25 protein-coding genes are annotated in these 26,072 nt (G+C 33.4%); 20 read left to right on the top strand and 5 right to left on the bottom strand.

The genetic code is table 11. From position 1 onward, the window contains the following. Positions 1-55 precede the first annotated feature (55 nt). The 5 genes from serC to EOD40_RS05840 all read left to right on the top strand — a co-directional run bounded on the left by serC (position 56) and on the right by EOD40_RS05840 (position 3,724). On the top strand, positions 56-1,126 hold the full coding sequence (gene serC / locus EOD40_RS05820) for a 3-phosphoserine/phosphohydroxythreonine transaminase (protein WP_128193970.1): 1,071 nt from the start codon (positions 56-58) through the stop codon (positions 1,124-1,126). Between the two features lie 103 nt (positions 1,127-1,229). Continuing rightward, positions 1,230-2,180, top strand: a complete 951-nt coding sequence (locus tag EOD40_RS05825) for a D-2-hydroxyacid dehydrogenase (protein ID WP_128193971.1) — start codon at positions 1,230-1,232, stop codon at positions 2,178-2,180. A 97-nt stretch (positions 2,181-2,277) separates the two neighbouring features. Continuing rightward, positions 2,278-2,835, top strand: coding sequence for a hypothetical protein (locus EOD40_RS05830; RefSeq protein WP_128193972.1), 558 nt, complete (start codon positions 2,278-2,280; stop codon positions 2,833-2,835). 116 nt (positions 2,836-2,951) lie between these two features. After that, the gene (locus EOD40_RS05835; RefSeq protein ID WP_128193973.1) at positions 2,952-3,389 is read left to right on the top strand and encodes a DUF6146 family protein; all 438 of its coding nucleotides are present in this window, start codon (positions 2,952-2,954) and stop codon (positions 3,387-3,389) included. A gap of 32 nt (positions 3,390-3,421) precedes the next feature. Then, on the top strand, positions 3,422-3,724 hold the full coding sequence (locus EOD40_RS05840) for a DUF6787 family protein (protein WP_128193974.1): 303 nt from the start codon (positions 3,422-3,424) through the stop codon (positions 3,722-3,724). A gap of 4 nt (positions 3,725-3,728) precedes the next feature. Here EOD40_RS05840 and EOD40_RS05845 read toward each other — a convergent pair whose 3' ends face one another. Both EOD40_RS05845 and msrA read right to left on the bottom strand, forming a co-directional pair. Then, complete coding sequence (locus tag EOD40_RS05845; protein ID WP_128193975.1) at positions 3,729-3,995, bottom strand: hypothetical protein; 267 nt, start codon at positions 3,993-3,995, stop codon at positions 3,729-3,731. Between the two features lie 31 nt (positions 3,996-4,026). Continuing rightward, on the bottom strand, positions 4,027-4,578 hold the full coding sequence (msrA, locus tag EOD40_RS05850) for a peptide-methionine (S)-S-oxide reductase MsrA (RefSeq protein ID WP_128193976.1): 552 nt from the start codon (positions 4,576-4,578) through the stop codon (positions 4,027-4,029). Positions 4,579-4,726: 148 nt separating this feature from the next. Here msrA and EOD40_RS05855 point away from each other — a divergent pair, with 148 nt between their 5' ends. After that, complete coding sequence (locus tag EOD40_RS05855) at positions 4,727-5,389, top strand: ABC transporter ATP-binding protein (RefSeq protein WP_128193977.1); 663 nt, start codon at positions 4,727-4,729, stop codon at positions 5,387-5,389. 22 nt (positions 5,390-5,411) lie between these two features. Continuing rightward, entirely contained in the window at positions 5,412-6,176 is a 765-nt protein-coding gene (locus EOD40_RS05860) for a TIGR02757 family protein (protein ID WP_128193978.1), read from the top strand. Here EOD40_RS05860 and EOD40_RS05865 read toward each other — a convergent pair. Next, positions 6,173-6,466 (bottom strand): hypothetical protein, encoded by a 294-nt coding sequence (locus tag EOD40_RS05865; RefSeq protein WP_128193979.1) that lies wholly within the window; start codon positions 6,464-6,466, stop codon positions 6,173-6,175. The genes EOD40_RS05860 and EOD40_RS05865 overlap by 4 nt on opposite strands. Positions 6,467-6,998: 532 nt before the next feature. Between EOD40_RS05865 and EOD40_RS05870 the strand changes: the two genes are divergently transcribed. The 7 genes from EOD40_RS05870 to EOD40_RS05900 all read left to right on the top strand — a co-directional run bounded on the left by EOD40_RS05870 (position 6,999) and on the right by EOD40_RS05900 (position 18,330). Continuing rightward, positions 6,999-9,785 carry a T9SS type A sorting domain-containing protein gene (locus EOD40_RS05870; protein WP_231129583.1) on the top strand — a complete coding sequence of 929 codons (2,787 nt, stop codon included), beginning with the start codon at positions 6,999-7,001 and terminating at the stop codon, positions 9,783-9,785. Between the two features lie 345 nt (positions 9,786-10,130). Next, positions 10,131-10,499, top strand: coding sequence for a response regulator transcription factor (locus EOD40_RS05875; protein ID WP_128193980.1), 369 nt, complete (start codon positions 10,131-10,133; stop codon positions 10,497-10,499). 18 nt (positions 10,500-10,517) lie between these two features. Further along, positions 10,518-11,621 (top strand): HEAT repeat domain-containing protein, encoded by a 1,104-nt coding sequence (locus EOD40_RS05880; RefSeq protein WP_128193981.1) that lies wholly within the window; start codon positions 10,518-10,520, stop codon positions 11,619-11,621. Between the two features lie 2 nt (positions 11,622-11,623). After that, complete coding sequence (locus EOD40_RS05885) at positions 11,624-13,054, top strand: glycosyltransferase family 2 protein (protein WP_164905456.1); 1,431 nt, start codon at positions 11,624-11,626, stop codon at positions 13,052-13,054. A 26-nt stretch (positions 13,055-13,080) separates the two neighbouring features. Then, positions 13,081-15,510: an LTA synthase family protein gene (locus EOD40_RS05890; protein WP_128193982.1), complete on the top strand. Its 2,430-nt coding sequence runs from the start codon at positions 13,081-13,083 to the stop codon at positions 15,508-15,510. Next, positions 15,507-16,772: a YaiO family outer membrane beta-barrel protein gene (locus EOD40_RS05895; protein ID WP_128193983.1), complete on the top strand. Its 1,266-nt coding sequence runs from the start codon at positions 15,507-15,509 to the stop codon at positions 16,770-16,772. The genes EOD40_RS05890 and EOD40_RS05895 overlap by 4 nt, the downstream gene beginning before the upstream one ends. A 208-nt stretch (positions 16,773-16,980) precedes the next feature. Next, positions 16,981-18,330 (top strand): DEAD/DEAH box helicase, encoded by a 1,350-nt coding sequence (locus EOD40_RS05900; protein ID WP_128193984.1) that lies wholly within the window; start codon positions 16,981-16,983, stop codon positions 18,328-18,330. Between the two features lie 64 nt (positions 18,331-18,394). Here the strand turns inward: EOD40_RS05900 and EOD40_RS05905 are convergent, their stop codons facing one another. After that, the gene (locus EOD40_RS05905; protein WP_128193985.1) at positions 18,395-19,507 is read right to left on the bottom strand and encodes a lactonase family protein; all 1,113 of its coding nucleotides are present in this window, start codon (positions 19,505-19,507) and stop codon (positions 18,395-18,397) included. Positions 19,508-19,679: 172 nt separating this feature from the next. Here EOD40_RS05905 and EOD40_RS05910 point away from each other — a divergent pair, with 172 nt between their 5' ends. From EOD40_RS05910 to EOD40_RS05930, 5 genes are all read left to right on the top strand, one after another. Continuing rightward, positions 19,680-20,165, top strand: a complete 486-nt coding sequence (locus EOD40_RS05910) for a DUF4488 domain-containing protein (RefSeq protein ID WP_128193986.1) — start codon at positions 19,680-19,682, stop codon at positions 20,163-20,165. Positions 20,166-20,256: 91 nt separating this feature from the next. Further along, complete coding sequence (locus EOD40_RS05915) at positions 20,257-22,185, top strand: vWA domain-containing protein (protein ID WP_128193987.1); 1,929 nt, start codon at positions 20,257-20,259, stop codon at positions 22,183-22,185. 14 nt (positions 22,186-22,199) lie between these two features. Continuing rightward, complete coding sequence (locus tag EOD40_RS05920) at positions 22,200-23,453, top strand: dihydroorotase (RefSeq protein ID WP_128193988.1); 1,254 nt, start codon at positions 22,200-22,202, stop codon at positions 23,451-23,453. Between the two features lie 2 nt (positions 23,454-23,455). Then, positions 23,456-23,782: a hypothetical protein gene (locus EOD40_RS05925; protein ID WP_128193989.1), complete on the top strand. Its 327-nt coding sequence runs from the start codon at positions 23,456-23,458 to the stop codon at positions 23,780-23,782. Positions 23,783-23,862: 80 nt separating this feature from the next. Next, positions 23,863-24,510: an alpha/beta hydrolase gene (locus EOD40_RS05930; protein WP_128193990.1), complete on the top strand. Its 648-nt coding sequence runs from the start codon at positions 23,863-23,865 to the stop codon at positions 24,508-24,510. A gap of 88 nt (positions 24,511-24,598) precedes the next feature. Here EOD40_RS05930 and EOD40_RS05935 read toward each other — a convergent pair whose 3' ends face one another. Next, positions 24,599-25,582 carry an FKBP-type peptidyl-prolyl cis-trans isomerase gene (locus EOD40_RS05935; protein ID WP_128193991.1) on the bottom strand — a complete coding sequence of 328 codons (984 nt, stop codon included), beginning with the start codon at positions 25,580-25,582 and terminating at the stop codon, positions 24,599-24,601. A 78-nt stretch (positions 25,583-25,660) separates the two neighbouring features. On the opposite strand from EOD40_RS05935, the gene EOD40_RS05940 reads away from it, so the two are divergent. Next, positions 25,661-26,047 carry an RNA-binding S4 domain-containing protein gene (locus tag EOD40_RS05940; RefSeq protein ID WP_128193992.1) on the top strand — a complete coding sequence of 129 codons (387 nt, stop codon included), beginning with the start codon at positions 25,661-25,663 and terminating at the stop codon, positions 26,045-26,047. The last annotated feature ends 25 nt before the right edge of the window (positions 26,048-26,072 follow it).

A 26,072-nucleotide genomic window follows, 5' to 3' on the forward strand; every position in this document is an offset into this window, starting at 1 on the left:
TATTCAACTCCTATTACCGAAATTTGCATTTTAATTTTTTGGACTTAAATACACCATGAAAAAACACAACTACAGCGCAGGACCATCTATCTTACCTCAGGAAGTTTTTGAAAAATCAGCACAAGCTATTTTAGACTTCAATAATTCAGGATTATCTATCTTAGAAATTTCGCACCGCAGCAAAGACTTTGTTGCTGTTATGGACGAAGCCAGAGCTTTAGCTCTTGAATTACTAGGATTAGAAGGAAAAGGATACAAAGCTCTTTTTCTTGGAGGTGGAGCAAGCCTTGAATTTTTAATGGTTCCTTACAACTTGATGAAAGAAAATGGGAAAGCCGCTTATCTAGATTCAGGAACTTGGGCTACTGCAGCTATTAAAGAAGCTAAATTCTTTGGAGAAACTGTAATTGTTGCTTCATCTAAAGAAGACAACTATACTTATGTACCTAAAGATTATGAAATTCCTGCTGACGCAGATTATTTCCACTGTACTTCTAACAATACCATTTTTGGTACACAAATGAAATCATTCCCTAAAACTAATGTGCCATTAGTTTGCGATATGAGTTCAGATATCTTTTCAAGAGTAATCGATTTTTCTCAATTTGACATTATCTATGCCGGAGCTCAAAAAAATATGGGACCTGCAGGAACTACTCTAGTAGTTGTTAAAGAAGAAATTTTAGGTAAAAACGGTCGTGCTATTCCAAGTATGTTAGATTATGCTAAACATATCAAAGCTGACAGTATGTACAATACTCCACCAGTTTTCCCGGTTTACGCTTCTTTATTGACAATGAAATGGATTAAAGAAAAAGGCGGGGTTGCAGCTGTTGAAAAATTAAACAACGCAAAAGCAGAATTACTTTATAATGAAATCGACAGAAACCCATTATTTAAAGGTGCTGCTGTAAAAGAAGACCGTTCTAACATGAATGTTACTTTCTTGCTAACTAACCCTGAGCACACTGAAACATTTGACAAAATGTGGAAAGAAGCTGGAATTTCAGGATTGCCTGGACACCGTTCAGTAGGTGGTTACAGAGCATCTATCTACAATGCTATGCCAATTGAAAGCGTACAAGTGTTAGTAGATGTAATGCAAGCATTAGAAAAAAACGTTTAAAAACTAAACATATAAATAAAAAGAACGATTAAAGGTCAAAAACTTTTAATCGTTCTTTATTTCAATCAAAAAAGAATTCGAATCTTTAAATAAAAAAAAAGGAATGAAAGTATTAGCAAACGACGGGATTTCAAAAAGTGGAATCTTAGCTTTAGAAAAAGGTGGTTTTGAAGTAATCACTACAAAAGTAGCTCAGGAACAAGTAGCTAACTTTATCAACGAAAACAACGTAAGTGTAATTTTAGTTCGTAGTGCGACTAAAGTTCGTAAAGATATTATCGACGCTTGTCCTGGTATCAAAATCATCGGTCGTGGTGGTGTAGGTATGGATAACATTGATGTAGAGTATGCTAAAAGCAAAGGTATTCACGTAATCAACACTCCTGCTTCTTCTTCAGAATCTGTGGCTGAATTAGTTTTTGGTCATTTATTAGGAGGTGTTCGTTTCTTACATGATTCTAACAGAAACATGCCTTTAGAAGGAGATACAAAATTCAACGACCTGAAAAAAGCTTATGCTAACGGAATTGAATTAAGAGGTAAAACTTTAGGTATCGTTGGTATTGGTCGTATTGGTCAGGCTACAGCTAAAATGGCTCTTGGTTTAGGTATGAAAGTTATCGCTGCTGATAGCTTTATTCCAAAAGTAGACGTAAAAGTTGAATTTTTTGACGGACAATCAGTAACTACTACTATCACTTCTCAATCATTAGAGTCTTTATTCAAAGAAGCTGATTTCATCACTTTACACGTACCAGCTCAAAACGGTTACATTGTAACTGAAAAAGAGTTCGCTACAATGAAAGATGGTGTAGCTATTGTAAACTGTGCTCGTGGTGGTGTTATCAACGAAGTTGATTTAGTTAAAGCTTTAGACAGCGGAAAAGTTTCTTTTGCAGGTTTAGATGTTTTTGAAAACGAACCAACTCCTGCAACACAACTTTTAATGCACCCAAAAATCTCTTTGACTCCACACATTGGAGCTGCAACAGGAGAAGCTCAGGACAGAATTGGAACTGAATTAGCATCACAAATCATTAGTTTATTGAGCTAATAATTTTAAAACTTATCATATACAAAAGGACTCATTACAGATGTAATGAGTCCTTTTTTTTATTAAATTTGGTAAGTAACCCATAAAATAAAATCTTATGTTAGACCAATTAGAACAATTAGCAAAGGAATTTGGAGCTGATGCCGTTATAAAAAATGAGGCAATTCCGAACGAACAAAACGAAGCGGTACTAAAAGAAACTAGCAGTTCTATTTTTTCAAGCCTACAGAAAATAGCAGCCAAAGGCGATTTATCTGAAATAGTAGGCTTGTTACAGGGTAAAGACATTAATGAAGACAATCCTGCGGTGCAGGAAATAACAAATCAGGTATCCAATTCGCTAACAGAAAAATTGGGTTTAAGTTCTGACACTGCTCACAGTACAGCAACTACAATGATCCCACAAATTCTAAATTCCTTAATAACTAAAGCCAACGATCCCAAAGATAAAAGCTTTAGCGTATCCGACCTGCTTAACTCCTTAACGGGAGGAGACAGCCCTGAACACGCAGGCATTATGGAGACCATCAGAACTTATGGAATACATTTTGGATTAGACCAAAACTCAGACGGAAAACTAGATGTCGATGATGCTGTTGAACTTACTAAAAAAGGAGGGTTAAGCGGTATGCTGGGAAAACTTTTTGGAAAATAAAAACCTCTTATAAACACAATACAAAGTCATTTCCTCAAAGAAATGGCTTTTTTTATATAAAAATATTCCAAAAAAATGCGATTAAATTCGTAACTTTAATAAGAAAAATTTTCGCCATGAAAAATCTTTTTTACATACTTGTCCTATTTTTTGGAGTATTAATAATTAGCTGTAGTGCAAATAAAACCGCCATTACAAAAAGCAAAAACACAGCTCCCCAAACCAGTGACACTACGAAAATTGTCAACAAAGACCTCGAATACGAAGTTATCATCATTGATCCCGGTTTCACTACCTGGCTCAACTCTATGGCTTATCCCCGTGGTTTTTATACTCAAAGCTATTTAGAAGCTAAAAACCAATTATACATCAACGAATGGAATAACCGCTTTTTACAACCGCAACGCTACAGCCGGGATTTATACGAAATGAGTATCGATTATGATTCCAATATTAATTATGGTTATGAAGTAAATTATTTGATATACAACTACATGGTTTATTTTCAAAATAATTACCACCAAAAGCTTTTTGGCCGTGTTCCCTTTAGATAATCTTCACTACATTTGTAATCATTACAAATAAAATGAAGAAATTAAAAGAACGTTGGAAAATAGAATCTAACTTTCAGCTCACAATCATTTTTATCGTTTTTGCCATCACAGGATCGGCTTCGGCATGGATTTCAAAACCCGTTTGTATCTGGTTAGGAATCCTAAAAGAAGATTTCGGTTTCTGGCATACCCCTGTTCGCCTATTAATAGTATTGCCATTATACCAAATCCTTCTTGTAGTGATAGGTTTTTTATTTGGCCAATTTAAATTTTTCTGGGCATTCGAAAAGAAAATACTTCGAAAAATAGGATTAGGTTTCTTATTTAAAGAGTGATAAATCAGTCTTCTTTTTTTATCACATAATAATAAATCCAGGTTAACGTAAAAGTAGGCAGAACATCAGTAAAAGGAAGAAATTCTTCTACAAAAGAAATAATACCACCAAGCTTCCCTATTCTGCCTTTATACATTTTGGTCATTAAAAATCCCGAAACCGGAGCCCAAACCACATCTGAAAACTCCCCCACAAAAGGAATCGAAAACGACAGCATTCCTATTGCATCGAAAAGAATTCCTAAAAAAAGCTTTTTATATCTGGTTTCCATTTTCTATTTTCTTCCCATCAAATTTTAATAACTATTCTTTTTTTAATTTGTCCTTAAAATACGTTCGTACTTTATCAATTTTTGGAGTTATCACAAAAGAGCAATAGCCTTGTGATTTATTTTGGTTGTAATAATTTTGATGATAATCTTCCGCTTCAAAAAATGTCGAAACAGGCGAAAGCTGGGTAACTATTGGTTTACCAAAAACATCTTCTTGCGTTAAAAACCGAATAAAATCCTCCGAAATCTCCCGTTGTTCTTGATTATGATAAAAAATCTCACTTCGATATTGAGTACCTACGTCATTTCCCTGACGGTTCAAAGTAGTAGGATCATGGGTTGCAAAAAACAATTCCAATAATTCACCAAACAAAATGACTTCAGGATTAAAAGTAATTTGAATCGCCTCGGCATGTCCGGTATCTCCCTGACAAATTTCTTTATAGGTTGGATTTATCGTTTTCCCTCCAATGTAGCCCGAAACAACAGCCTCTACTCCTTTTAACTCCAAAAAAACAGCTTCGGTACACCAGAAACAACCACCTGCAAAAGTTGCCATTTCCATTTTTGTCTCTTTTTCCATAATCATTAATATCTATAATTCACCAAGTTGTTAAAAAGAATAATCTTTATTTTTATTAACTCAAATTTATGCTTTTTAGTCTAAAAATATGCTTCTTCCGAATTTTATAATCATTAAAATCTTTGTTTCTTTGTAAAAACTGCAAACCATGATACAAGCCCGAAACTTACATAAATATTACGATCAACTTCACGTTTTAAAAGGAGTTGATTTACATATTCAAAAAGGAGAAATCGTTTCCATTGTAGGTGCTTCGGGAGCAGGAAAAACAACACTTTTGCAAATTTTAGGCACACTCGACAAACCTAATAGTGATATCGATATTGAACTTCGAATCAACAATGAGGATATTTTGTCTATGAACGACAAAAAATTATCAAAATTTAGAAATTTAAATTTAGGGTTCATTTTTCAATTTCACCAATTATTGCCTGAATTTACCGCTCTGGAAAATGTTTGCATTCCGGCTTATATTGCTAAAAAATCAAAAAAAGAAACCGAAGAAGAGGCTATAAAACTACTTACTTATTTAGGTCTTTCACATCGAATAAATCACAAACCAAACGAACTTTCGGGCGGTGAACAACAGCGTGTGGCCGTAGCCAGAGCATTGATCAACAAGCCTGCTGTGATTTTTGCCGATGAACCTTCCGGGAATTTAGACACCCATTCAGCCGAAAATTTACACCAATTATTTTTTAAGCTAAGAGACGAATTTGGGCAAACTTTTGTCATTGTTACCCATAATGAAGACTTAGCCAATATGGCCGACAGAAAACTTGTTATGATTGACGGATTAATAAGTAATTAATAAGTTAAGCCAAAATCTAACAATGACACAAACAGAGCTCAAAGATTTTCTGGACGAAAAAGTATTACAATACAACACACTCGATTTCATCGAAAGTGATCCTGTTCAGATTCCGCATTTATTTACCTTAAAAGAAGACATTGAAATTGCCGGATTCCTGAGCGCTACTATTGCTTGGGGGAACCGAAAAATGATTATCAAAAACTCCCATAAAATGATGGAGTTCATGGGCAATACTCCTTATGATTTTGTGATGTCACATTCTGATAATAATTTAGAACGACTGGAAACTTTTGTACATCGCACATTTAATGGTCAGGATTTTGTGGGTTTCATCAAAAGTTTGCAAAACATCTACAAAAATCACGACGGACTGGAAGCAGTCTTTTCAAAAAATCAGGAAGCAGATTCGATGCAAAAAAGCATCTCTGAATTCAAAAAAATCTTTTTCGAAATTCCGCATTTAGCCCGAACACAAAAACATATTTCGGATCCTTTGAATAATTCGGCAGCAAAACGTATTAACATGTACTTGCGTTGGATGTGTCGTCAAGACAACAAAGGAGTCGATTTAGGCATTTGGAAATCAATTTCTCCATCAAAACTTTCTTGTCCACTTGATGTTCACTCCGGAAATGTGGCTCGAAAACTGGATTTATTAATACGTAAACAAAATGACGGCAAAGCACTTTTTGAATTAGATTGTAATCTTAGAGTACTTGATTCAAAAGATCCTGTGAAATATGATTTTGCACTTTTTGGCCTTGGTGTTTTTGAAGGTTTTTAAATATCAATTTTATAATATTCATTATTAGCAATTCTGGTTAATTCAATTGTATTAAAATTGACTGTATATGTGAAATTTTCTTCAAAATTTACAATATAATATTTTAGACAAGCCAATACATTATTTACTATATTATCAACATTATAGGTTGGCAGAGTAATTAAACTACTATCACCTATTTTCAAATCTTTTTTAATAGTCAATAATGTAGATATATTCCAACTTGCTCTGGCTTCATCAGAATTCCAAACAGCATCATTTGTCCCATCAATTTCAATTCTATTTTTCATTTTGTTTCCTAATTAAATTTAAGATATAAGACAAAGTTACGAGAGATATTTAAATAATAAAAAGTATTAAACTCCAGATTCAAATCTTAAATTTCCTGACAACAAAAACTCGGTAAAATACGATTTTGCACTTTTTGTCTTGGAGTATTTGAAGGTTTTTAGACAGATTTACTATACATCATCCTTAGTCTCAATTAAAACAAATTAAAAAGTATAGTACTATCCAATATGTTTTTTTGGTTTAGTAAGCATTATGAAAATAAATGCTTTATTTAAGATTATATTTTTACATATAATTTTTTTTGTCAATTTACTACTGTTTTAGCATCAAATTGCGATTTGCCCCTGCTTTAAAAGCAATTTTTACCCCCTAATTTGTTTTTTGTATATCTAATTTTATCCAGAATAAAATATTTATTAAAAGTTTTTTTATCACTTCATGTAAACGTTTACAAATAAATTAAATAAAAAAACTATGAGTAAAAAATTTTAAAACAATAAATCGAATTATTAACCTAAAACCAACCTTAAAATGCTAAAAAAGTACATGAATCCGTCATTGCTCAAGACAATAGTCTGTCTTACAATGACAACCACCGCAATGTTTGCGCAGAATCCTGTAGTTAAGATTGATTTTGACCAATCAGGAAGACAATCAGCCGAAGTAAGTGAACCAGGATATACCCCCTGGGTAGTTACTACAAATACAGCCACTAAAATACTAAATGGAGTTACATTCACAGTAACCAGAGTTGGAGACAAAGGAGATAATTTAGGAACCAACTGGGAAAAAGTAGGAATTCAAGCCCCTTATTACGCAAGATTAGTATGTGACGGACTTACCGTAAAAGGGACAACCGCAAATCAAGGCGGACAAATAGAACTTCGAATCAAAGGATTAGAAACAGGAACTCATACTTTAATGGCATTTTTAAATGCCGTAGACAGCCCCGTTTTTACTTTTAGTCCAATTGATATTTCTGTAGATGGGAATTTAGTACTTGATAATGTAATTCCAACTATCAGAGCTCATAAAACAGCCGATGCCAGATCAGTGTATTTAACTTTCCAAGCTACCACAGGAACAGATGTGGTTATCCTTTTTGCGGCAGAAAGATCAGGTACTCAAATTTATAAAAATGTAATGCTAAACGGAATCGAGTTGAATACCCCTAACATTTTCAACCAGGCCACCAATCCGACTCCTAGTAACAATGACGAACACGTAGAATTAAACTCCGGAGGTACAATTTTGAGTTGGACACCTGCCATAAATGCTGCATCACACAATATTTATTTTGGAACTGATTTAGCATCGATTGAGACAGCAAATACTTCTTCTTCATTATATAAAGGAAATCAGCTTAAAGCAAATAACACTTATGCAGTTAATGGACTATACACTGGAGAAACATACTATTGGAGAGTTGACGAAGTTTTAGCAAACAACGAAGTGGTAAAAGGAAATATTTGGCGTTTGCGTCCGGCTCAGCTAGCTTTTCCGGGTGCTGAAGGATATGGTCGTTTTGCCCGCGGAGGAAGAGGGGGAAAAGTAGTAGCTGTAACAAATTTGAATGACAGCGGTCCTGGAAGTTTGCGTGAAGCGGTTACCAATGATATTGGTCCAAGAACGATTGTTTTTAACACTTCAGGAATTATCCAATTGAATTCCCGTTTGGTTTTAAGCCAGCCTTATGTAACCGTTGCAGGACAAACTGCACCTGGAAAGGGAATCTGTATTCGCTCCGCTCCTTTCGGTATTACAGGAAATGATGCTATTGTTCAAAATGTAAGGGTCCGATTAGGCGCAGGCCCTACTTATGACGGAATGGGATTAACCGGTGCCAATTATAGCATAATTGACCATTGTTCTATCAGCTGGACAATAGATGAAGCATTTAGTTCTCGCTCAGGAAAGAATATTACTTTGCAAAGAACATTAATATCCGAAGCATTAAATGCGGCAGGGCATCAAAATTATCCGGCAGGAACCGAACATGGTTATGCGGGGACTATAAGTGGGGATATTGGAAGTTTTCACCATAATTTATTAGCGCACAATTATGGACGTAATTGGAGTCTTGGAGGTGGATTAGATGGTAGCGGGGCTTATTCCGGCAGAATGGATATTACTAACAATGTAGTATACAATTGGGGTGGTAGAACTACAGACGGAGGAACGAAAGAAGTCAATTTTGTCAATAATTATTATAAACCGGGAGCCGGTTCTAAAATTTTTGTTGCTTTTAGTGCTGATAACGAAAATGTCGGAACAGGAATGCAAAGATGTTATTTTAACGGAAATGTAATGCCAGGTTACTTTGATGAAACCAATCAGGCTATTGGTAGAAGAGCTACCTTTAGGAATGGAGCTACTTACCAATATGACAACTTTATGAACACACCATTTTTCCCTTCTTATGTAACAACTCAAACGGCTGGTTATGCCTATAAAATTGTACTTTCTGACGTAGGTTGTGTTCAGCCAGAATTTGACGAACACGATCAAAGAATCATTACAGAGACATTGGATGGGACTTATACATACACAGGAAGTGTAACCGGAAAACCTGGATTTCCGGACAATGAATTAGATGTGGGTGGTTATGAAAACTATCCTGTAGTTAACAGAGATGTTGATTGGGATACCGATCAGGATGGATTACCTAACTGGTGGGAAGCCATCAAAGGAACTAATCTGAATTCTGCAATTGGAGATTTTTCAGACACTAATGCCGACGATGATTTAGACGGTTACACTAATTTGGATGAATATTTACAATGGATGTCTCTACCTCATTACGAATCTCCAAAAGGACATAAATTAAGTATTGATATCAAAAAACTTTCGAGAGGATTTACTGATGGAGCCAGTTACTCCCTATCTAATGTTGAAAAAGGAAATGCTACTTTAGTTTCTAACATAGTAGAATACAGACCAACAGCCAACGGTTTAGGTTCATTCGATTTTACCGTTACTGACAATACCGGAGCAACAATGACCCGCAGAGTAAATATAGTTAACGGATATTCTTTGTCAGCAACAAAAAAAAATCCAGAAATCTCTACTCAAGTTAATGTTTGGCCTATTCCAAATAATGGTTCTTTTTCGATATTAATGACCTATGACGACGCTGAAGACAAAACTAATGCTGAATATAAAATCTATGATATTTTTGGAAAAGAAGTCAAAAAAGGAATTCTTAAACCAAATCGTCAGGAAAACATCAGTTTACAGTTAAAAGGAGTTTTCATACTAAATGTTTCAGATATTTCAACTAAAAAAATAATACATTCACAAAAAATCATCATACAATAACTTTTACTTAGCTTTTAGACAAATGGCAACTTTTTTAAGTTGCCATTTTCTTTTTTAAATCAATTTCAATCTAATACCCTAATTTTCTGACTAAAAAACCGGAATCCAAAACAATCTTTGCACACTTTTTAATCTTTATGTTTTGAAAGGCATTTTAATTATCCTTATTTAAAAGTTCAAAATCAACACTTAAAAAAATCAAAGCTGTAATACTTTTATCTATATTTCACACTAAAAGTGTATTTTATCGGTTTTTTTATACACTTTATCGATATTATTGATTTTTATTTATTACTTTTATCTTGTAGAAAGCCCCTATTACAAAACCCTATAACCTACAAGAAAATGAATCTTACAAAAAAAATAGTTCTGGCAGAAGATAATTCTATCCTTTCAAAATTGTTACAATTTAAATTAGAAAAAGAAGGTTATCATCTCTTAATTGCTGCCAATGGTAAAGAAGCCGTCGATTTAATCGAGGACAACAATCCAGACATGATACTTACTGACATTATGATGCCTTTTATTAGCGGATTAGAAGTTATCAGTCACGTCAGAAACAAACTGGAGATGTCAACTCCTATTGTTGTATTTTCTTCTGCCGGTCAGGAAGAAATGGTTTTGAATGCCTTTAATTTAGGCGCCACCGATTTTATGAGTAAACCTTTTAGTCCTAACGAATTAATCATTCGTATCAAAAGACTTCTACAATAAGGCTTTAAATCAGCTGTTATGTTAGACTTTTTTCAAAATAGTATCGATACATTAAATAATACACATCCAATTATTGTGTGGTGTAGTTATTTGTCTTTGACCTTTATAGCAATTATAATAATGTTGCTAATCTATTTAAAAAATCTTAGAGACCGATTAAGAATAAAAGGCAGAATAAAAGCTACCTATCAAAAAAAATACGAATCGGATCTTATTGAATATTTATATGCTCATGACGATGAAAACATTAGTCAACAGCAACAAAAAATTGTTAACTATTTAAAAAAATGTTCTGAAAACAGGCTGAAAAGAAAAATCATCATTAGCACTTTTTTGAAACTAAAGAATGAAATTTCGGGAGAAACAGCCGATGCAATTCAAAATCTATATTACCAAACGGGACTTATTGATTCGGCAACTTCTAAGCTTAAAAGTAAAAAATGGGATGCTGTAGCCCGTGCAATAAGGGAATTAACGCAATTTGAAATTAAAGAGGCTCATGACGAAATTCTTCTGTTAGTGAATCATCCTAAGAAAGAAGTTCGTACTGAAATTCAAAAATACTTAGTGAAATTATTCCGCTTTGAAGGACTTGAGTTTCTGAATGTACTGGAAAATCCACTTTCGGAATGGGATCAAATTCAATTGTTAGAAATTTTAAACAAATTCAATAATCTGGAAATTCCAGATATGAATAATTGGTTGCGTTCTACAAACAATTCGGTCGTTTCATTTGCCATAAAACTCACCAAAATATACAATCAGTTTGGAGCTAAAGACGACATTATAGCACTTTTTAACCACCCAAATGCCGAAATTAGAATAGAAGCAATTAATGTTGTAACTCATTTAGGAATTTATGAGGCTGTCGAAATCTTAAAACAAGACCTTTTTGATAGAAGCCTGGAAGAACAAATTGCTTTCTTTAAAATGATGGAAGAAATGTCTATGCCAGACGATATTCCGTTTATTGAAGAATATGTGAATCATGAAAATTTCTTTATTCGAATTTCGGTAATGAAAATCATGAACTTAATTACAGTAGACAGCGATAATACTTTCAAAATCAATAGTATTGACGAGAATTACACAATAGAGAAAAACTTTACTAAAGCCAGTTAACCATGATCCCAAATATACCTGACTATATAATCGATTTTTTTGACTTCATATTTTTCGGTTTTGCCTTTGCTGCTATATCATCTTATATTATTTTAGCAATAATATCGGCTTTTGAAACGGTGAATTATATGAAGAAAAATAGTTTTGTAAACTATACCGAAATATTATCTTCTTCTATTTCGCCTTCCATTTCCATCATTGCTCCTGCCTATAATGAAAGCTTGAATATTGTGGAAAATGTACGTTCTTTGCTTTCTAATCATTATGTAAACTACGACGTAATTATTATCAACGATGGTAGTAAAGATGATAGTTTAGAGAAATTAATTGAGGCATACGATCTGGTAAAAGTAGATTATTTGATTAACAATCAAATTGCAACAAAACCACTTAGAAAAGGTGTTTTTAAATCTACCAATCCCGCTTTTGAAAAATTAATTGTAGTTGACAAAGAAAATGGAGGTAAGGCTGATGCATTAAATTTTGGATTAAATATTAGCACTAATAAATATGTTGCCTGTATTGATGTTGACTGTTTATTATTGGAAGATTCGTTGCAAAAAATGATTAAGCCTTTTCTTGAATCTACTGATGAGAAAGTTATTGCCGCCGGTGGTGTGATCAGAATTGCTAATTCATGTAAAATAAAAGATGGAAAACTGCTTGATATTAATTTGCCAAAAAACAGAATTGTAAGAGGTCAAATTTTAGAATATTTAAGAGCATTCCTTTTAGGACGAATGGCTTGGAGTAAACTTAATGGATTATTGGTTATTTCGGGAGCTTTTGGTTTATTTGATAAAAAAATTGCCTTGGAAGTAGGTGGCTACGACACTAAAACCGTGGGTGAAGACATGGAAATCATTGTAAGAATGAGACGTTATATGGAAGAACAAAAAGTAAAATATAGAGTGGCTTATATCCCCGATCCTCTTTGTTGGACTGAGGCTCCGGATAGTTATAAAATTTTTATTTCCCAAAGAAACCGTTGGACCCGTGGTACTATTGAAACACTTAAAAAGCACAGAAAAATTGGATTCAATCCTAAATACAATGCTTTAGGTACACTTAGTTACCCATATTGGTTTCTATTTGAAAGGCTGGCTCCAATATTTGAAACCTTAGGCTTGATTTACTTTTTAATACTTATTGTTACTAAAAACGTTGTTTGGGATTATGCTATATTATTCCTGGTTATGGCTTATCTTTTTACCGTACTGTTTTCAATTATTACTATCATAGCCGAAGAGCTTACCTACCACCAATATGCAAAAAAAGGCATGGGGTGGCAACTCATAAAAACGGCTTTTACAGAACCAATACTTAATCATCCATTCATTTTATATGCCGCATTAAAAGGGAATTTTGACTACTATTTTAACAAATCCATCAAATGGGGCGAAATGACACGCAAAGGAATGAGCAATATTTAATTTAGAAATCACACAAAATATCTTCAATGGACAATAATCAACAAGTAAAGAATCAATTCAATTACGGCTATTTATGTTTCTCAATGGTATTCGTTTTTTGGTTGATTAGCATTTTTGAAATCTTTGCTAAAATCTATACTGGAATTAAAATACCTAATGTTGCTATTGCACTATTTTACAAACTAATTAATGATTTCTGGACTGTTCTCCTAATCAATCTTTTGTTTCTTCCCCTCTATTTAGTTTTGCATTACAGCAAAATAAAATGGAAAGACACGCCTGTAAAGATTCTTTTCACACTAATTATCATTGGGCAATTTGCACTGACTAAATACCATTTAACCACATTAGTCAATCTGGGGGCTGATTTTTTAGGTTATTCTGCCGATGATATGTACACTACCGTTACAGCATCAGAAACATTTTCTATTTTATATTTTGTGCCTTTTATTCTTTTCCCATTATTATACTGGGGAATCAATAAATTCATTTCAAACAAAATAATTGAGAAAAAACTGTTTGCAATTACCGGAATAGCCACTGTTGTTTGTCTTCTAATAAAATTTTTAATTCCCGAAGTTTCAGATACTCTGTATCAAAATAAACTTGCTTATTTTACAAACGATATCATTCGATTTCAAAATGAAAAAAAGCAATTCAATGTAGCGGATCTAAAATATAAAAATGAATACCCATTATTAAAACCTTTCTCGGCTACTCCTGATGTTTTAGCTCCTTTTTTTGAAATAAAAGAAGAAAAACCAAACATTGTAATGATTATTGTAGAAGGTTTAGGTGATGAGTTTATTGGAAAAAATGAATATCGTGGCTTTACACCATTTTTAGATTCGTTAATACCAAAGTCATTGTATTGGGAAAATTTTGTTAGTAATGCAGGTCGAACTTTTGGTGCCTTACCTTCTATTTTAGGTTCATTACCTTACGGCGAAAAAGGTTTTCTTGAAATGAAACCTTTGCCGGCTCACAGCTCGTTAATTAGTATTCTAAAATCAAATGGTTACAACACTACTTTTTATTGCGGTGACGAATCGAGTTTTGACCACCGAATCAATTTCTTAGAAGACAACAATATTGATGATGTTATTGACATCAATAAATTTGGCTCAAGCTATAAAAAAACAAAAGCAAACTCCGAAGGTTTTTCTTGGGGTTATCCAGATGCAGAAATTTTCAGAAAGACACTTAGTGAAATTGAAACCAAAAAAGGTCCTCGCTTAGATGTAGTGATGACATTGACCAATCATGAACCTTTTGATTTTCCGGAGAAACCAGAGTATTTAAAGAAAGTAGATAATATCATCAACACTAATAAGACACTCGCCCTTTCTAAATCGGAAGTTGAAACCTACAAGAACATCTACGCCAGTTTACTATACACGGATCATTCGATTCAAAAATTCATGGAATCTTATTCCAAAAGACCTGATTACAAGAACACAATTTTTGTAATCACGGGAGACCACCGTTTGATTCCAATTGATCAAAAAGACAAACTTTGCCGTTTCCATGTACCGTTGTACATCTACAGCCCTATGTTGAAAAAAGCTGAAACTTTCAAATCGGTTTCCTCACATTGGGATATTACTCCTAGTTTGCTTTCGTTTTTAATGAATAATTACAAAATGACTAAACCGGAAAAAACGGCCTGGATGAGCTCTGGTTTAGACACTGTTAAGCGTTTTAGAAATATTCACACCATTCCTATTATGCAAAATAAAGGGGTTATCAATGAGTTTATTTATAAAGACTTTTTATATTCAAATGGCGAATTATTCAAGATTAATCAAAACTTTGAAACTACAAAAATAAGCGATAGTGATGTACTAAAAACAATTGAAGACAGCTTGCAGGAGACTAAAAAACTCAATGCTTATTTGACCCAAAAGAATAAAATTATCCCAAAATCCTTATTGATTTACAGCAAAGCTTCTTATGAATTTTCAAAAGAAGAACTGGCATTTATCAAAAAGGAAACCAAAGGATTAAATACTGATCAAATCTTCTTTAAAGCAAGGGATTTGGCTTTTAACAGTCAAAGAAAAGAAGCGCGTGTATTGTGCAATTACATCTTAAATGAACTACCTAATTATGCAGATGTAAGAACCCTAAAAGGAAGATCACTGGCTTGGGACAAGGATTATAAAAATGCTGAAAAAGAATTATTGGAAGTAACTAAAAGAACACCTTATTATTACGACAGCTACCTTGCCCTGATGGACATCTACTGGTGGACCAATCAAGACAATAAAGGAATCGAAATTGCTAAAAAAGCATTAAAAAATGATGTTAAAAATCCAGAACTAGGTATTAAATTAGCCAAAGCATACCAAAGAACAAAACGTTTAGCTATGGCTAATAAAGCTATTGACAGTATGCTGAAAAAAGACCCTAACAACAGTGAGTACATCAAAATCAAAAAAGAATTAAAACAATGATAAGAAAACCAATTATCAAATTAACAATACTGTTTACACTTGCCTGCTTTTTTCAAATGCAGGGACAAGTTATACCATACAACGGAAATCCCGATACTTCATTTGAAACTGCCCGTCAACTGGCGTTTAACAAACAAAGAAAACAGGCACAGGATACCTTGGTAAAAATTCTAAACAAATATCCTGACTACCATGAAATCCGCTCTTTCTTAGGATCTACTTACGCATGGGATGGCGATTACAAAAAAGCTCGAAAAGAATTTGCTTATGTTATCGAAAAAGCACCTCAAAATAAGGAAAACTGGATTGCTGCCATAAAAAACGAATCATGGAGTGACGCTCATTATGATGCATTAGAAATGTCTAAAAAGGCATTGAAGATTTTTCCTAATGATTCTGAGATTACAATCTTAAAAGCAACCGCTCTTAAAAACACAAACAATTCATTAGAAGCTCAAAGTACTATTAAAGAATTCATTGCAAAAAATCCTGAAGACCAAAAGTCTAAAGAATTTCTAAACGATTTAAACAGTACGCTAAGAACAAATGATATTGGAGTAAGAGCTTCTGTAGATATTTACTCAAAAACATTTGACCCAATGCAGTATTATTCTTTGAGTTATAGCAAACAAACCAAATACGGAAGCATTATTGGAAGAGTAAATTTCAACCGTCGTTTCAATGAAAATGGAGCTCAGCTTGAAGTAGATATGTATCCTAAAATAACCAAAGGATTGTATGCCTATGTCAATGCCGGATATGCTAATAGCTTTATTTTTCCTGATTTAAGATATGGTGCCGAATTATACAAATCATTACCTCATAGTTTAGAAATTTCAGCAGGTTTTAGAACTTTAAAATACAGCACTACAACTAATATTTACACGGGTTCCATTGGTTGGTACACCGGAAACAGCTATTGGTCATTACGCCCTTATTTTACTCCTGGCGATGGCGGAACCAGTACTTCGGCAGCATTAAATTATAGAAAATACCGCAGCAATGCTGATAACTACATCAGTTTTGTATACAGCATGGGGATTTCTCCCGAAGTCAACCAATTTATATTTGACAGCAATGATGCAGCCATTATCAATCTAAAAACACAGCGTTTGAATGTGGGTTATTTTTTCACCACTTCAAAAAACAAAGATGCCTGGGGAGCACAATTTGACGTAGCGCATCAGGAAATAAGCTTTGATCCGGGGAATTATTTTTGGATTTACTCGCTTAGTGTTTCCTGGAATTTAAAATTCAAGTAATAAATCACACGAAGATTCACAAAGAAGGCTCAAAACATAGCAAAGTTATTTAATCAACTTTATAGATAAATTTAACTCTAAAAAAAGCTTTGTGTTTTTTCTTTGTGAATCTTTGCGAATCTTTGCGAAACAGTATTAAAAGCTCGTTGCAAAAAAGAATAAAGCGGTTATTTTCAAAAAGACTATCTTTGCACAAAATATACGTTTTATGGCTACTTTCGAGCAATTCAATCTTCCTAAATCATTACAAAAAGCAATCGATGAATTAGGGCTTACAACCCCTACTCCTATTCAGGAGAAATCTTTCTCTGTAATTATGTCTGGAAGAGATATGATGGGAATTGCACAAACAGGTACGGGTAAAACCTTTGCCTACTTATTACCTCTATTAAAACAATACAAATTTAGTGTCACGCATACGCCCAAAATTGTCATTTTAGTTCCTACCAGAGAACTTGTGGTTCAGGTTGTAGAAGAAATAGAAAAGCTAACCCAGTTTATGTCTATTCGAACTATCGGAATTTTTGGAGGTGTGAATATCAATACACAAAAAAAATCGGTCTATGAAGGTTCTGACATTCTTGTGGGAACTCCAGGTAGAACCATGGATTTAGCACTGGACAATGTAGTTCGCTTTGAAGACATGCAAAAGCTGGTGATTGACGAATTTGACGAAATGTTGAATTTAGGTTTCCGTACTCAGCTTACGGCTTTATTAGCGATGATGCCTAAAAAACGTCAGAACATTTTATTTTCGGCTACTATGACAGATGAAGTCGACGCTATTTTGAACGACTATTTCGATTATCCTGAAGAAGTAACACTTTCGGCATCAGGAACTCCATTAGAGAAAATCAAACAAATTACTTATAACGTTCCTAATTTCAACACTAAAGTCAATTTGCTAAAACATTTATTAGAAACCAACGAAGACATGAGTCGGGTTTTGATTTTTGTAAATAATAAAAAGATTTCCGACATGCTTCACGAAAGCATTGAGGAAGATTTTGAAGGACAATTTGGTGTTATCCATTCCAATAAATCTCAAAACTATCGTTTGAACACGATGGCTTCTTTTCAGGAAGGAGAACTTCGCGGACTAATTACAACGGATATCATGGCCAGAGGTTTGGATATTTCGAATATTACTCATGTAGTCAATTTTGAAATGCCTGAAGAACCTGAATTATACATGCACCGTATTGGTCGTACCGGTCGTGCCGATGCAACAGGAACTGCTATTAGTTTTGTTACGCCACGCGAAGAAGAAGCTAAAGTTGAAGTCGAAGTACTGATGAATATGGAATTAGTTATCGAAGATTTCCCTGAAGAAGTGGAAGTTTCAGTAAAACTAATTGGACCTGAGAAAGACAGACAACCTATTAAGCTTTTAATGAAAAAACCAAAATTGACAGGAGATGGAGCTTTTCAAGAAAAAAGCAAAAAGAACAAAAAAGTCAATTTGGGAGGACCTGGTGTAACCAAGAAAAAAACGCATGGCTCTGTTAATAGAAATATGCTAAAAAAACAAGCTGCTAAAAAGAAGAAGAAAAAATAAAATTACAAAGCCTAAAGATGAAATTCATTTTTAGGCTTTTTTTATTCAATCGAATGTAAGCATTTTAGCTTTTTGCAAAAACCAGACAAACCGGTGAGCACAAATAAATTCTTTTGCCTGTATCTTCAAGAGCTCCAGTAATTTTATTTATTTTAAAAATCATCACATCATTTGAATATTGATGAGCAACCAAAAGAAAATTTCCTGAAGGATCAATTACAAAATTTCGCGGTCCGTTACCCAATGTACTGCTTTGTCCTAATGATTCTAACTTGCCATTTTTTTTAATTTTAAAAATCGAAATGGTATTGGCTTCTCCTCTATTGGAAGCATATAAAAAATTCCCGTCAGGCGAAATATGTATATCGGCTGAACTAAAAGTTCCCTTAAAGTCTTTTGCCAAAATAGTGGTTTCGTCTATTTTTTTTAATTTTCCATTCGAATAATTAAACGTCGTCAGGCTGCCATCTAATTCTTGTAATAAATAAACCAGCTTTCCGTCATTACTAAACGTTAAATGTCTGGGCCCACTACCTGATTTGACAGCAATACTATCCGAAATTCTCAAAGGTTTATCATTTGAATCCAAATCATAATGATAAGAATACACCTTGTCATTACCTAAATCATTTACCAATACAAACTTTTTATCAGGTGAAAAACAAACCATATGAACATGAGGTTTCTCTTGTCTTTGTACATTTATTCCTTTACCAAAATGTTGAATTAGCTGTTTAGCGACAGTAATACTTCCATCTTCATTCTTTCCAAAAACAGCAATATTTCCTCCGGAATAATTAGCAACAATGACATTTTTATCATCATTTATGATGTAACAAGGATCAGCACCTTTAGAATCCTGCTGATTAATTAAGTTTATTGCACCACTTTTGGCATCAAATTTAAAAGAACTTACTGCACTATTATCGCCATTCTCGTTAACAGCATATACAAATTGATTATCCTTAGAAACAGTCAAATAACTGGGACTAACAACCATTGAAGAGGCGTTTTTAAAACTAAACTCAGCTGTATTTAAATCAAAATCATAAACATAGATACCTTTGCTTTCACAGCTGTTAGTATAAGTTCCGATGAGTAAATTCAATTTGTTTTCCTGAGCAAATGCAGTTGTTATAGCAAAAACAAGAAGTAAAGTATTGTATGTTTTTTTCATGTTGTTTTTTATAGAAAGTAAAACTACAATTATATTTTCTATTTCTTAAATGTAAACAATCTAAAAAAAGAAGATTAAATTAAGCAATATCTTATAAAAAATAATTACATTCGTTTGTTTTGCACAAATTAACCTACAACCAATTAATCAAACCACAAAAACAAAATTTATCATGAAAAAAAACATTCCATTTTTATTACTATTCTTTATTTGTTCTGTACTACCACCAATCAATGCTCAATCAAACATCAAAAATAAAACTAACTTACTGGAAGGCATCTGGTTATTTAAAGGTCAAAAAACTTCAGATAAACCAGAAATGGGATTTGTTCCAATGAATACAGGAGTTCTTAAAATTATTTCATCAGATGGTAAATTCACAAATTTCACTCCTAATCCTTACAAAATTATTATAGGAACAGATGGAATTGGGCATATAGAATCTGATAGCATTTATATAGAATCGGTAAAGCACTCTGTAATTCCTAGTCTAATAGGAAAAGACAATAGATTAATTTATAAACTACGTGATAATTTTCTTTATCTAAAATTCTTCTTAGAAAAAAACGCATTAAATCAGGATGTAAATATTTGGATTGAAGAAGTTTGGGAAAAAGCCCAAATGCCTCATCAATATTTTTCTGAAACAATAAAATAATTTAAATTTTTATATTTAAAAATCTCAGAAGCTAAAAGCAAAGTGCATAGTTTTAACTATTTTTGGATACTAAATAAAACCCAAAACAAGAATGCAATTCAAACATCCTGAAATTTTATACTTTCTGTTCTTATTGATTGTACCTGTTTTGGTTCATTTGTTTCAGTTTCGTCGTTTTAAAAAAGAATATTTTACCAATGTTCAGTTCTTAAAATCGATTTCCATCCAAACCCGAAAAAGTTCCCAACTCAAAAAATGGTTGCTGCTTTGCTGCCGTTTATTGTTACTTACTTTTGTTATTTTGGCTTTTGCCCAACCTTTTTTTGATGCTAAAGACCACAACAATCGTTCGAATGAAATGTATATTATTCTGGACAATTCTTTCAGCATGCAAGCCAAAGGTAAAAAAGGAGAATTACTTAAAAGAGCGGTACAGGAATTACTGGAAGAAACTCCCGAAAACACTAAGTTCTCATTACTTACCAATACCGAAAGCTATTGGAACACCGACATCAAATCGATTAGAAATACGCTGCAAAATCTAAAATACAGCGCCATTCCATTTGAATTAGATCATTTGTTAGCCAAAATAAATGCGCATCCTATCAATGCAAAAAAGGACATTATCATTATTACAGACGCCATTGGAATTAACCAAAAACAACTCAAAAGCATTTTTAAAAATGATGTCAGTTATTTTATAATTCCAAAATCGGAACAAAAAAACAATGTGGCTGTTGACAGTGTGTATATCAATGAAACCACTACTGATTTCTATGACATCAATGTGGCTTTATCAAGTTATGGCGAGGCGATAAAACCGGTTTCTGTTGCCATTTACAATCAAAACAAACTGATTGCTAAAACGGTTTCTAATTTAGAAAGCCAAAAAAAATCGTTACATTTTAGTATTCCCAAACAAGCTTTTCAGGGTTATGTTTCCATTTCTGATAATAGTCTGACTTATGATAACAACTTTTATTTCAGTATTTCGAAAGTTAAAAAAACCAATATCATCAGCATTGGCGAAACCTCCAAAAGTAGCTTTTTACAACGCATTTACACCAATGACGAATTCAATTACAGCAATTCCGAATTGACTCTATTAAACTATAATAACATTGAAAAACAGGACGGAATTATCTTAAATGAATTAGACGAAATCCCGCAGGCTTTACAAATTACCTTAAAGGCTTTTGTTCAAAAAGGCGGTAATCTTATTGTTATTCCTTCGGCAAAAAGTTCGATTAGCAGTCTGAATTCTTTTTTGGGAAATTTTGGAAATATTCAATTCAAATCTTATCAGAATACCGAAAAACTAATTAGTAAAATAAACTTCAATCATCCTTTATTTTCAGATGTTTTTGAAAACAGGATTAGTAATTTCCAATATCCTTCCACCAAAGCTTCGTTTACATTTTCAGGTTCCAGTCCCGCAGCTTTGTTTTATGATGATCAAAGTGCTTTTCTATCGGCGATGTTTAATCCCGTATCGGCTGTTTGTGTTTTTTCGGCACCTATAAATACCGAAAATTCCAACTTTCAACAATCCCCATTAATTGTTCCTACGTTTTACAAAATGGCGCTTTACAACCAAAACAATGGTGTAAACGCACTGACTATTGGAAACCAAACTCCATTTATAGTTGATGCCACGCTATCAAAAGATGCTATTTTAGAAGTTAAAAATTCGAGCGAACAATTTATTCCAATACAACAAATCATGAATACTAAAGTCAAAATGACTTTTAATGATTTGCCTTTGGAAGCAGGGAATTTTGAAATTTACAATCAAAAACAATGGGTAGAAAACATTAGTTTTAATTACAATAGAAGCGAAAGTAATCTAAACCCATTGGACAACAACTTCCTATCCCAATACAACACCGCCGAATCTATTGAAAGCGTTTTTCATAGCCTACAAACCGACCGAATGGATAATCAACTTTGGAAATGGTTTGTTATCTTTGCACTGCTCTTTCTGGTATGTGAAATGGCAATTATAAAATTCCTGAAATAAAATATTCTCTATATATGAAACTAATTATCCGAAACGCAAAAATTATCGACCCTCAAAGTACTTTTCACAATCAAACGGTAGATATTTTAATTGTAGATGGATTAATTCAAAAAATTGGAGCTTCTTTACCCAATCCAGAGTTGGCAGAAGAACTAAAATTAGATAATCTTCATGTATCTCAAGGTTGGTTTGACAGCAGCGTTTCTCTGGGCGAACCTGGTTTTGAGGATCGCGAAACCATCACTAACGGATTGTTGGTTGCTGCAAAAAGCGGTTTCACCGGAATTGGTTTACAACCCAATTCTTTCCCAATAATTGACAATCAATCCCAAATTAATTTTGTAAAAACCAAAGCTATTGGTCACGCAACAACACTTTTCCCTATTGGTGCCTTAACTAAAAATGCCGAAGGAAAAGATATGGCTGAATTGTTTGATATGAAACAAGCCGGAGCGATTGCCTTTGGTGATTACAACAAAAGTTTTGAAAATGCCAATTTGCTAAAAATTGCTTTACAATACACTCAGGATTTTGATGGATTGGTGATTGCTTATTCTCAAGATTCCAATATTAAAGGACATGGAGTTGTCAACGAAGGAATCGTTTCTACCCGTTTAGGTTTAAAAGGAATTCCTAATCTTGCCGAAGAATTACAAGTAGCCCGAAATTTATTCTTACTCGAATATACTGGTGGAAAATTACATATTCCAACAGTTTCCACAGCAAAATCGGTAGCTTTAATCAAAGAAGCCAAAGCCAAAGGATTGAATGTAAGTTGCAGCGTAACGGTTCATCATCTAACAATGACCGATGAGAAATTAGATAGTTTTGATACCCGCTATAAAGTGACTCCGCCTTTAAGAACAGAAGAAGACAGACAGGCTTTATTAGCCGGAATTCAGGACAACACCATCGACATGATTACAACCGACCATAATCCTATTGACATTGAGCATAAGAAAATGGAATTTGATATGGCAAAAAACGGAACCATTGGTCTAGAAAGTGCTTTTGGAGCTTTAATTAACGTATTGCCTTTAGAAAAAGTAATTGAAAAATTAACCAGCGGAAAAACGGTTTTTGGTATCGAAAGTTCACCAATAAACGAAGGTGCAACTGCTAACCTTAGTCTGTTCAATCCTGAAGAAGAAAGTACTTTTACAAAAGCATCTATTTTATCGAAATCTAAAAACTCAGCCTTTTTAGGAATGCAAACAAAAGGAAAAGCATACGGAATTGTAAATCAAGGTCAATTAATAGTAGCATAAACATGAATAATACAATCGAAGAAGGAAAAACAGCCGCAATAACCAGTTATATTTTAGGAATTGGAGTTTTTATTGCGATGTCTATGAATGCTGAAGACAAGAATCCTTTCGCCTCTTTTCACATCCGCCAAGGCTTAGGAATCACCCTGACTTTTATTTCGCTGGGTTTAATCATCAGTAATTTTGACAGTATGATGATATCAGCACCTATGTGGATTTTTGTTTCAGTGCTTTGGACTTACGGAATTTTTAGTGCTATAAAAGGTGAGACTAAACCCATGCCGCTTGTTGGAAATTTATATCAAAAATGGTTTAAAAGCATATCTTAAAATTCCAAAAAATAAATTACAAATTCCAAAACTGAATACTAAAAACTGTCCCGATAGCTATCGGGAACTGAACACTTCTTATGAATTTATCCCTAGAATACCTCATCAGAGAACCCAAAATAAAATTAGATAAAAACCCATTACTATTATTATTACACGGTTACGGCAGCAATGAAGCCGATTTATTCTCCTTTGCATCAGAATTACCAGAAGAATATTATGTTATTTCGGCACGCGCACCTTATGACTTACAATACGGAAGTTATGCCTGGTACGCCATTAATTTTGATGCCAATGAAAACAAATTCTCTGACCACGAACAAGCTAAATTATCAAGAGATTTAATTGCTCAATTTATTGACGAATTAGTTGCAAACTATCCAATCGATGAAAAACAAATTACCCTACTAGGATTTAGCCAGGGCGCTATTTTAAGCCATGCTATCGCACTTTCACATCCCGACAAAGTACAAAAAGTAATTGCATTGAGTGGTTATATAAGCGAACCTATATTTGAAGAAAATTATAAAAACAATGATTTTTCTAATTTGAAAGTTTTTGCAGCCCACGGAACGGTAGATCAGGTAATCCCAGTAGAATGGGCACGAAAAACCAAAGCTTTTTTAGACAATTTATCCGTAAAATCAGTTTATCACGAATATCCAATTGGTCACGGAGTTTCACCTCAGGAATTTAATGATTTTAAAAACTGGTTAATACAAAATTAAATTAATTTTACCCAAATTAATTCCACAAAAAAATCCCGTCCCGATAGCTATCGGGACGGGATTTTTTTTATACGTTTTGTCCTTTTTTTTAGTGACAGTTTTTATCTAAATGTTTTTTAATTCGACTTGAATTAGTTGTATTTCCACTACAATCCGGAATTAAATTAAAAGGAGTAACAACTTTGTTTACCGTTATTTCAGATCTTGTAGTATAACCATCCCCATCATCATCAATATCTAAATAATCAGGGATTCCATCTCCATCTGAATCCTCAAGGGGATTATCAGTTGTAGCAACTGTTCTCAAATATCCATCCCCATTAAGATCTTCAAGATAAGATGGAATGCCGTCATTGTCTAAATCAGATCTTTTTACTGCATACAATTTAAAACTAAATACCAAAGGTGAGTAACTTGGTATTGAACCACTTCCTGAACTATAATAACCTAATCCAGAAGGCAAAAACATTACCCCTGCACCAAAATTATTATAAGTAACTGTTCCATCTGAACCAGAAGTATAAGTACCTGTTTTAAACTCAGGAAAAATTTCACTCCAACCCGTAATGGTTTCATATAAATTTAAAAAAGTCTGTGGATATTTTACTTCTTCAAATTGTGTTGCTGTTAAAGTTGTAACTTGATCTACAGTAGACTTATACAAATACTGTCCTCGGTATGAAGATAAAACGCTATCAACATTACAAGGTTTATCACCTGTTCCTGGTCTTAAAACCAAATAATATACTTTATAAGTTATATCATGTAATGCCACATTTTTTGTCAATAATTTTGGAAAAGTACTACTATTCAAATAAGACATAATAGAAGGCTGGCTTCCTCCTGTTGGGATTTTAGTAAACACCACATCCTGATCTTCCGGTTGCCCAGGTGCGTTAGTAACATCTATATAATACGAATTTAAATATTCTTCAATTGTGGTATTATCTGCTGTAAATTGTTCTTGAAAATCTCTGAGAGGTTCTACTTCAACAGAATTATCATCTTTCGAGCATGAAAATAAAGAGAGGCATGTAATTATTAAAATAAAATAATACTTAAATTTGTTCATTATAGCTGAATTTTAAGTGCGCAAGATACAATATTGATTTATTTTTGTAAACTATTTAACTCTGATTTTAGAAATTTTATGCGAATAGATAAATATTTATGGTGTGTCCGATATTACAAAACCCGAAATATGGTTACGGAAGCCTGTAAAAAAAATCACATCACCGTAAATGGCGTGGTTGCCAAGCCATCCAAGGAAGTTTTTCCCACAGACAAAATTACTTTTAGAAAAGACCAAATCACTCAAATCATCACCGTTTTAGACATTCCTGAAAATCGTGTAGGCGCTAAATTAGTTGATATCTATCGAAGAAACGATACTCCTGCCGAAGTATACCAACATTTGGAATTGCTAAAACTTTCCAAAGAACATTACAGAAAAAGTGGAACAGGACGACCTACCAAAAAAGACCGAAGGGATATTGACGATTACGGAAACGAAATCCACGAAGACGAAGAAGATTAAAAATCCAATTTTTAAATCCCAAATT

It is taken from the genome of Flavobacterium sufflavum (genome assembly GCF_004016525.1).
GTDB lineage: Bacteria > Bacteroidota > Bacteroidia > Flavobacteriales > Flavobacteriaceae > Flavobacterium > Flavobacterium sufflavum.

What these genes read in the sequence shown, in the direction of transcription:
- EOD40_RS05880 (WP_128193981.1), top strand. Translation starts at nt 10,518, where the DNA reads ATGTTAGACTTTTTTCAAAATAGTATCGATACATTAAATAATACACAT.
- EOD40_RS05910 (WP_128193986.1), top strand. Translation starts at nt 19,680, where the DNA reads ATGAAAAAAAACATTCCATTTTTATTACTATTCTTTATTTGTTCTGTA.
- EOD40_RS05900 (WP_128193984.1), top strand. Translation starts at nt 16,981, where the DNA reads ATGGCTACTTTCGAGCAATTCAATCTTCCTAAATCATTACAAAAAGCA.
- EOD40_RS05840 (WP_128193974.1), top strand. Translation starts at nt 3,422, where the DNA reads ATGAAGAAATTAAAAGAACGTTGGAAAATAGAATCTAACTTTCAGCTC.
- EOD40_RS05845 (WP_128193975.1), bottom strand. Translation starts at nt 3,995, where the DNA reads ATGGAAACCAGATATAAAAAGCTTTTTTTAGGAATTCTTTTCGATGCA.
- EOD40_RS05920 (WP_128193988.1), top strand. Translation starts at nt 22,200, where the DNA reads ATGAAACTAATTATCCGAAACGCAAAAATTATCGACCCTCAAAGTACT.
- EOD40_RS05885 (WP_164905456.1), top strand. Translation starts at nt 11,624, where the DNA reads ATGATCCCAAATATACCTGACTATATAATCGATTTTTTTGACTTCATA.
- EOD40_RS05925 (WP_128193989.1), top strand. Translation starts at nt 23,456, where the DNA reads ATGAATAATACAATCGAAGAAGGAAAAACAGCCGCAATAACCAGTTAT.
- EOD40_RS05930 (WP_128193990.1), top strand. Translation starts at nt 23,863, where the DNA reads ATGAATTTATCCCTAGAATACCTCATCAGAGAACCCAAAATAAAATTA.
- EOD40_RS05905 (WP_128193985.1), bottom strand. Translation starts at nt 19,507, where the DNA reads ATGAAAAAAACATACAATACTTTACTTCTTGTTTTTGCTATAACAACT.
- EOD40_RS05940 (WP_128193992.1), top strand. Translation starts at nt 25,661, where the DNA reads ATGCGAATAGATAAATATTTATGGTGTGTCCGATATTACAAAACCCGA.
- EOD40_RS05835 (WP_128193973.1), top strand. Translation starts at nt 2,952, where the DNA reads ATGAAAAATCTTTTTTACATACTTGTCCTATTTTTTGGAGTATTAATA.
- EOD40_RS05860 (WP_128193978.1), top strand. Translation starts at nt 5,412, where the DNA reads ATGACACAAACAGAGCTCAAAGATTTTCTGGACGAAAAAGTATTACAA.
- EOD40_RS05875 (WP_128193980.1), top strand. Translation starts at nt 10,131, where the DNA reads ATGAATCTTACAAAAAAAATAGTTCTGGCAGAAGATAATTCTATCCTT.
- EOD40_RS05830 (WP_128193972.1), top strand. Translation starts at nt 2,278, where the DNA reads ATGTTAGACCAATTAGAACAATTAGCAAAGGAATTTGGAGCTGATGCC.
- EOD40_RS05915 (WP_128193987.1), top strand. Translation starts at nt 20,257, where the DNA reads ATGCAATTCAAACATCCTGAAATTTTATACTTTCTGTTCTTATTGATT.
- msrA (WP_128193976.1), bottom strand. Translation starts at nt 4,578, where the DNA reads ATGGAAAAAGAGACAAAAATGGAAATGGCAACTTTTGCAGGTGGTTGT.
- EOD40_RS05935 (WP_128193991.1), bottom strand. Translation starts at nt 25,582, where the DNA reads ATGAACAAATTTAAGTATTATTTTATTTTAATAATTACATGCCTCTCT.
- EOD40_RS05870 (WP_231129583.1), top strand. Translation starts at nt 6,999, where the DNA reads ATGCTAAAAAAGTACATGAATCCGTCATTGCTCAAGACAATAGTCTGT.
- EOD40_RS05895 (WP_128193983.1), top strand. Translation starts at nt 15,507, where the DNA reads ATGATAAGAAAACCAATTATCAAATTAACAATACTGTTTACACTTGCC.
- EOD40_RS05825 (WP_128193971.1), top strand. Translation starts at nt 1,230, where the DNA reads ATGAAAGTATTAGCAAACGACGGGATTTCAAAAAGTGGAATCTTAGCT.
- EOD40_RS05865 (WP_128193979.1), bottom strand. Translation starts at nt 6,466, where the DNA reads ATGAAAAATAGAATTGAAATTGATGGGACAAATGATGCTGTTTGGAAT.
- serC (WP_128193970.1), top strand. Translation starts at nt 56, where the DNA reads ATGAAAAAACACAACTACAGCGCAGGACCATCTATCTTACCTCAGGAA.
- EOD40_RS05890 (WP_128193982.1), top strand. Translation starts at nt 13,081, where the DNA reads ATGGACAATAATCAACAAGTAAAGAATCAATTCAATTACGGCTATTTA.
- EOD40_RS05855 (WP_128193977.1), top strand. Translation starts at nt 4,727, where the DNA reads ATGATACAAGCCCGAAACTTACATAAATATTACGATCAACTTCACGTT.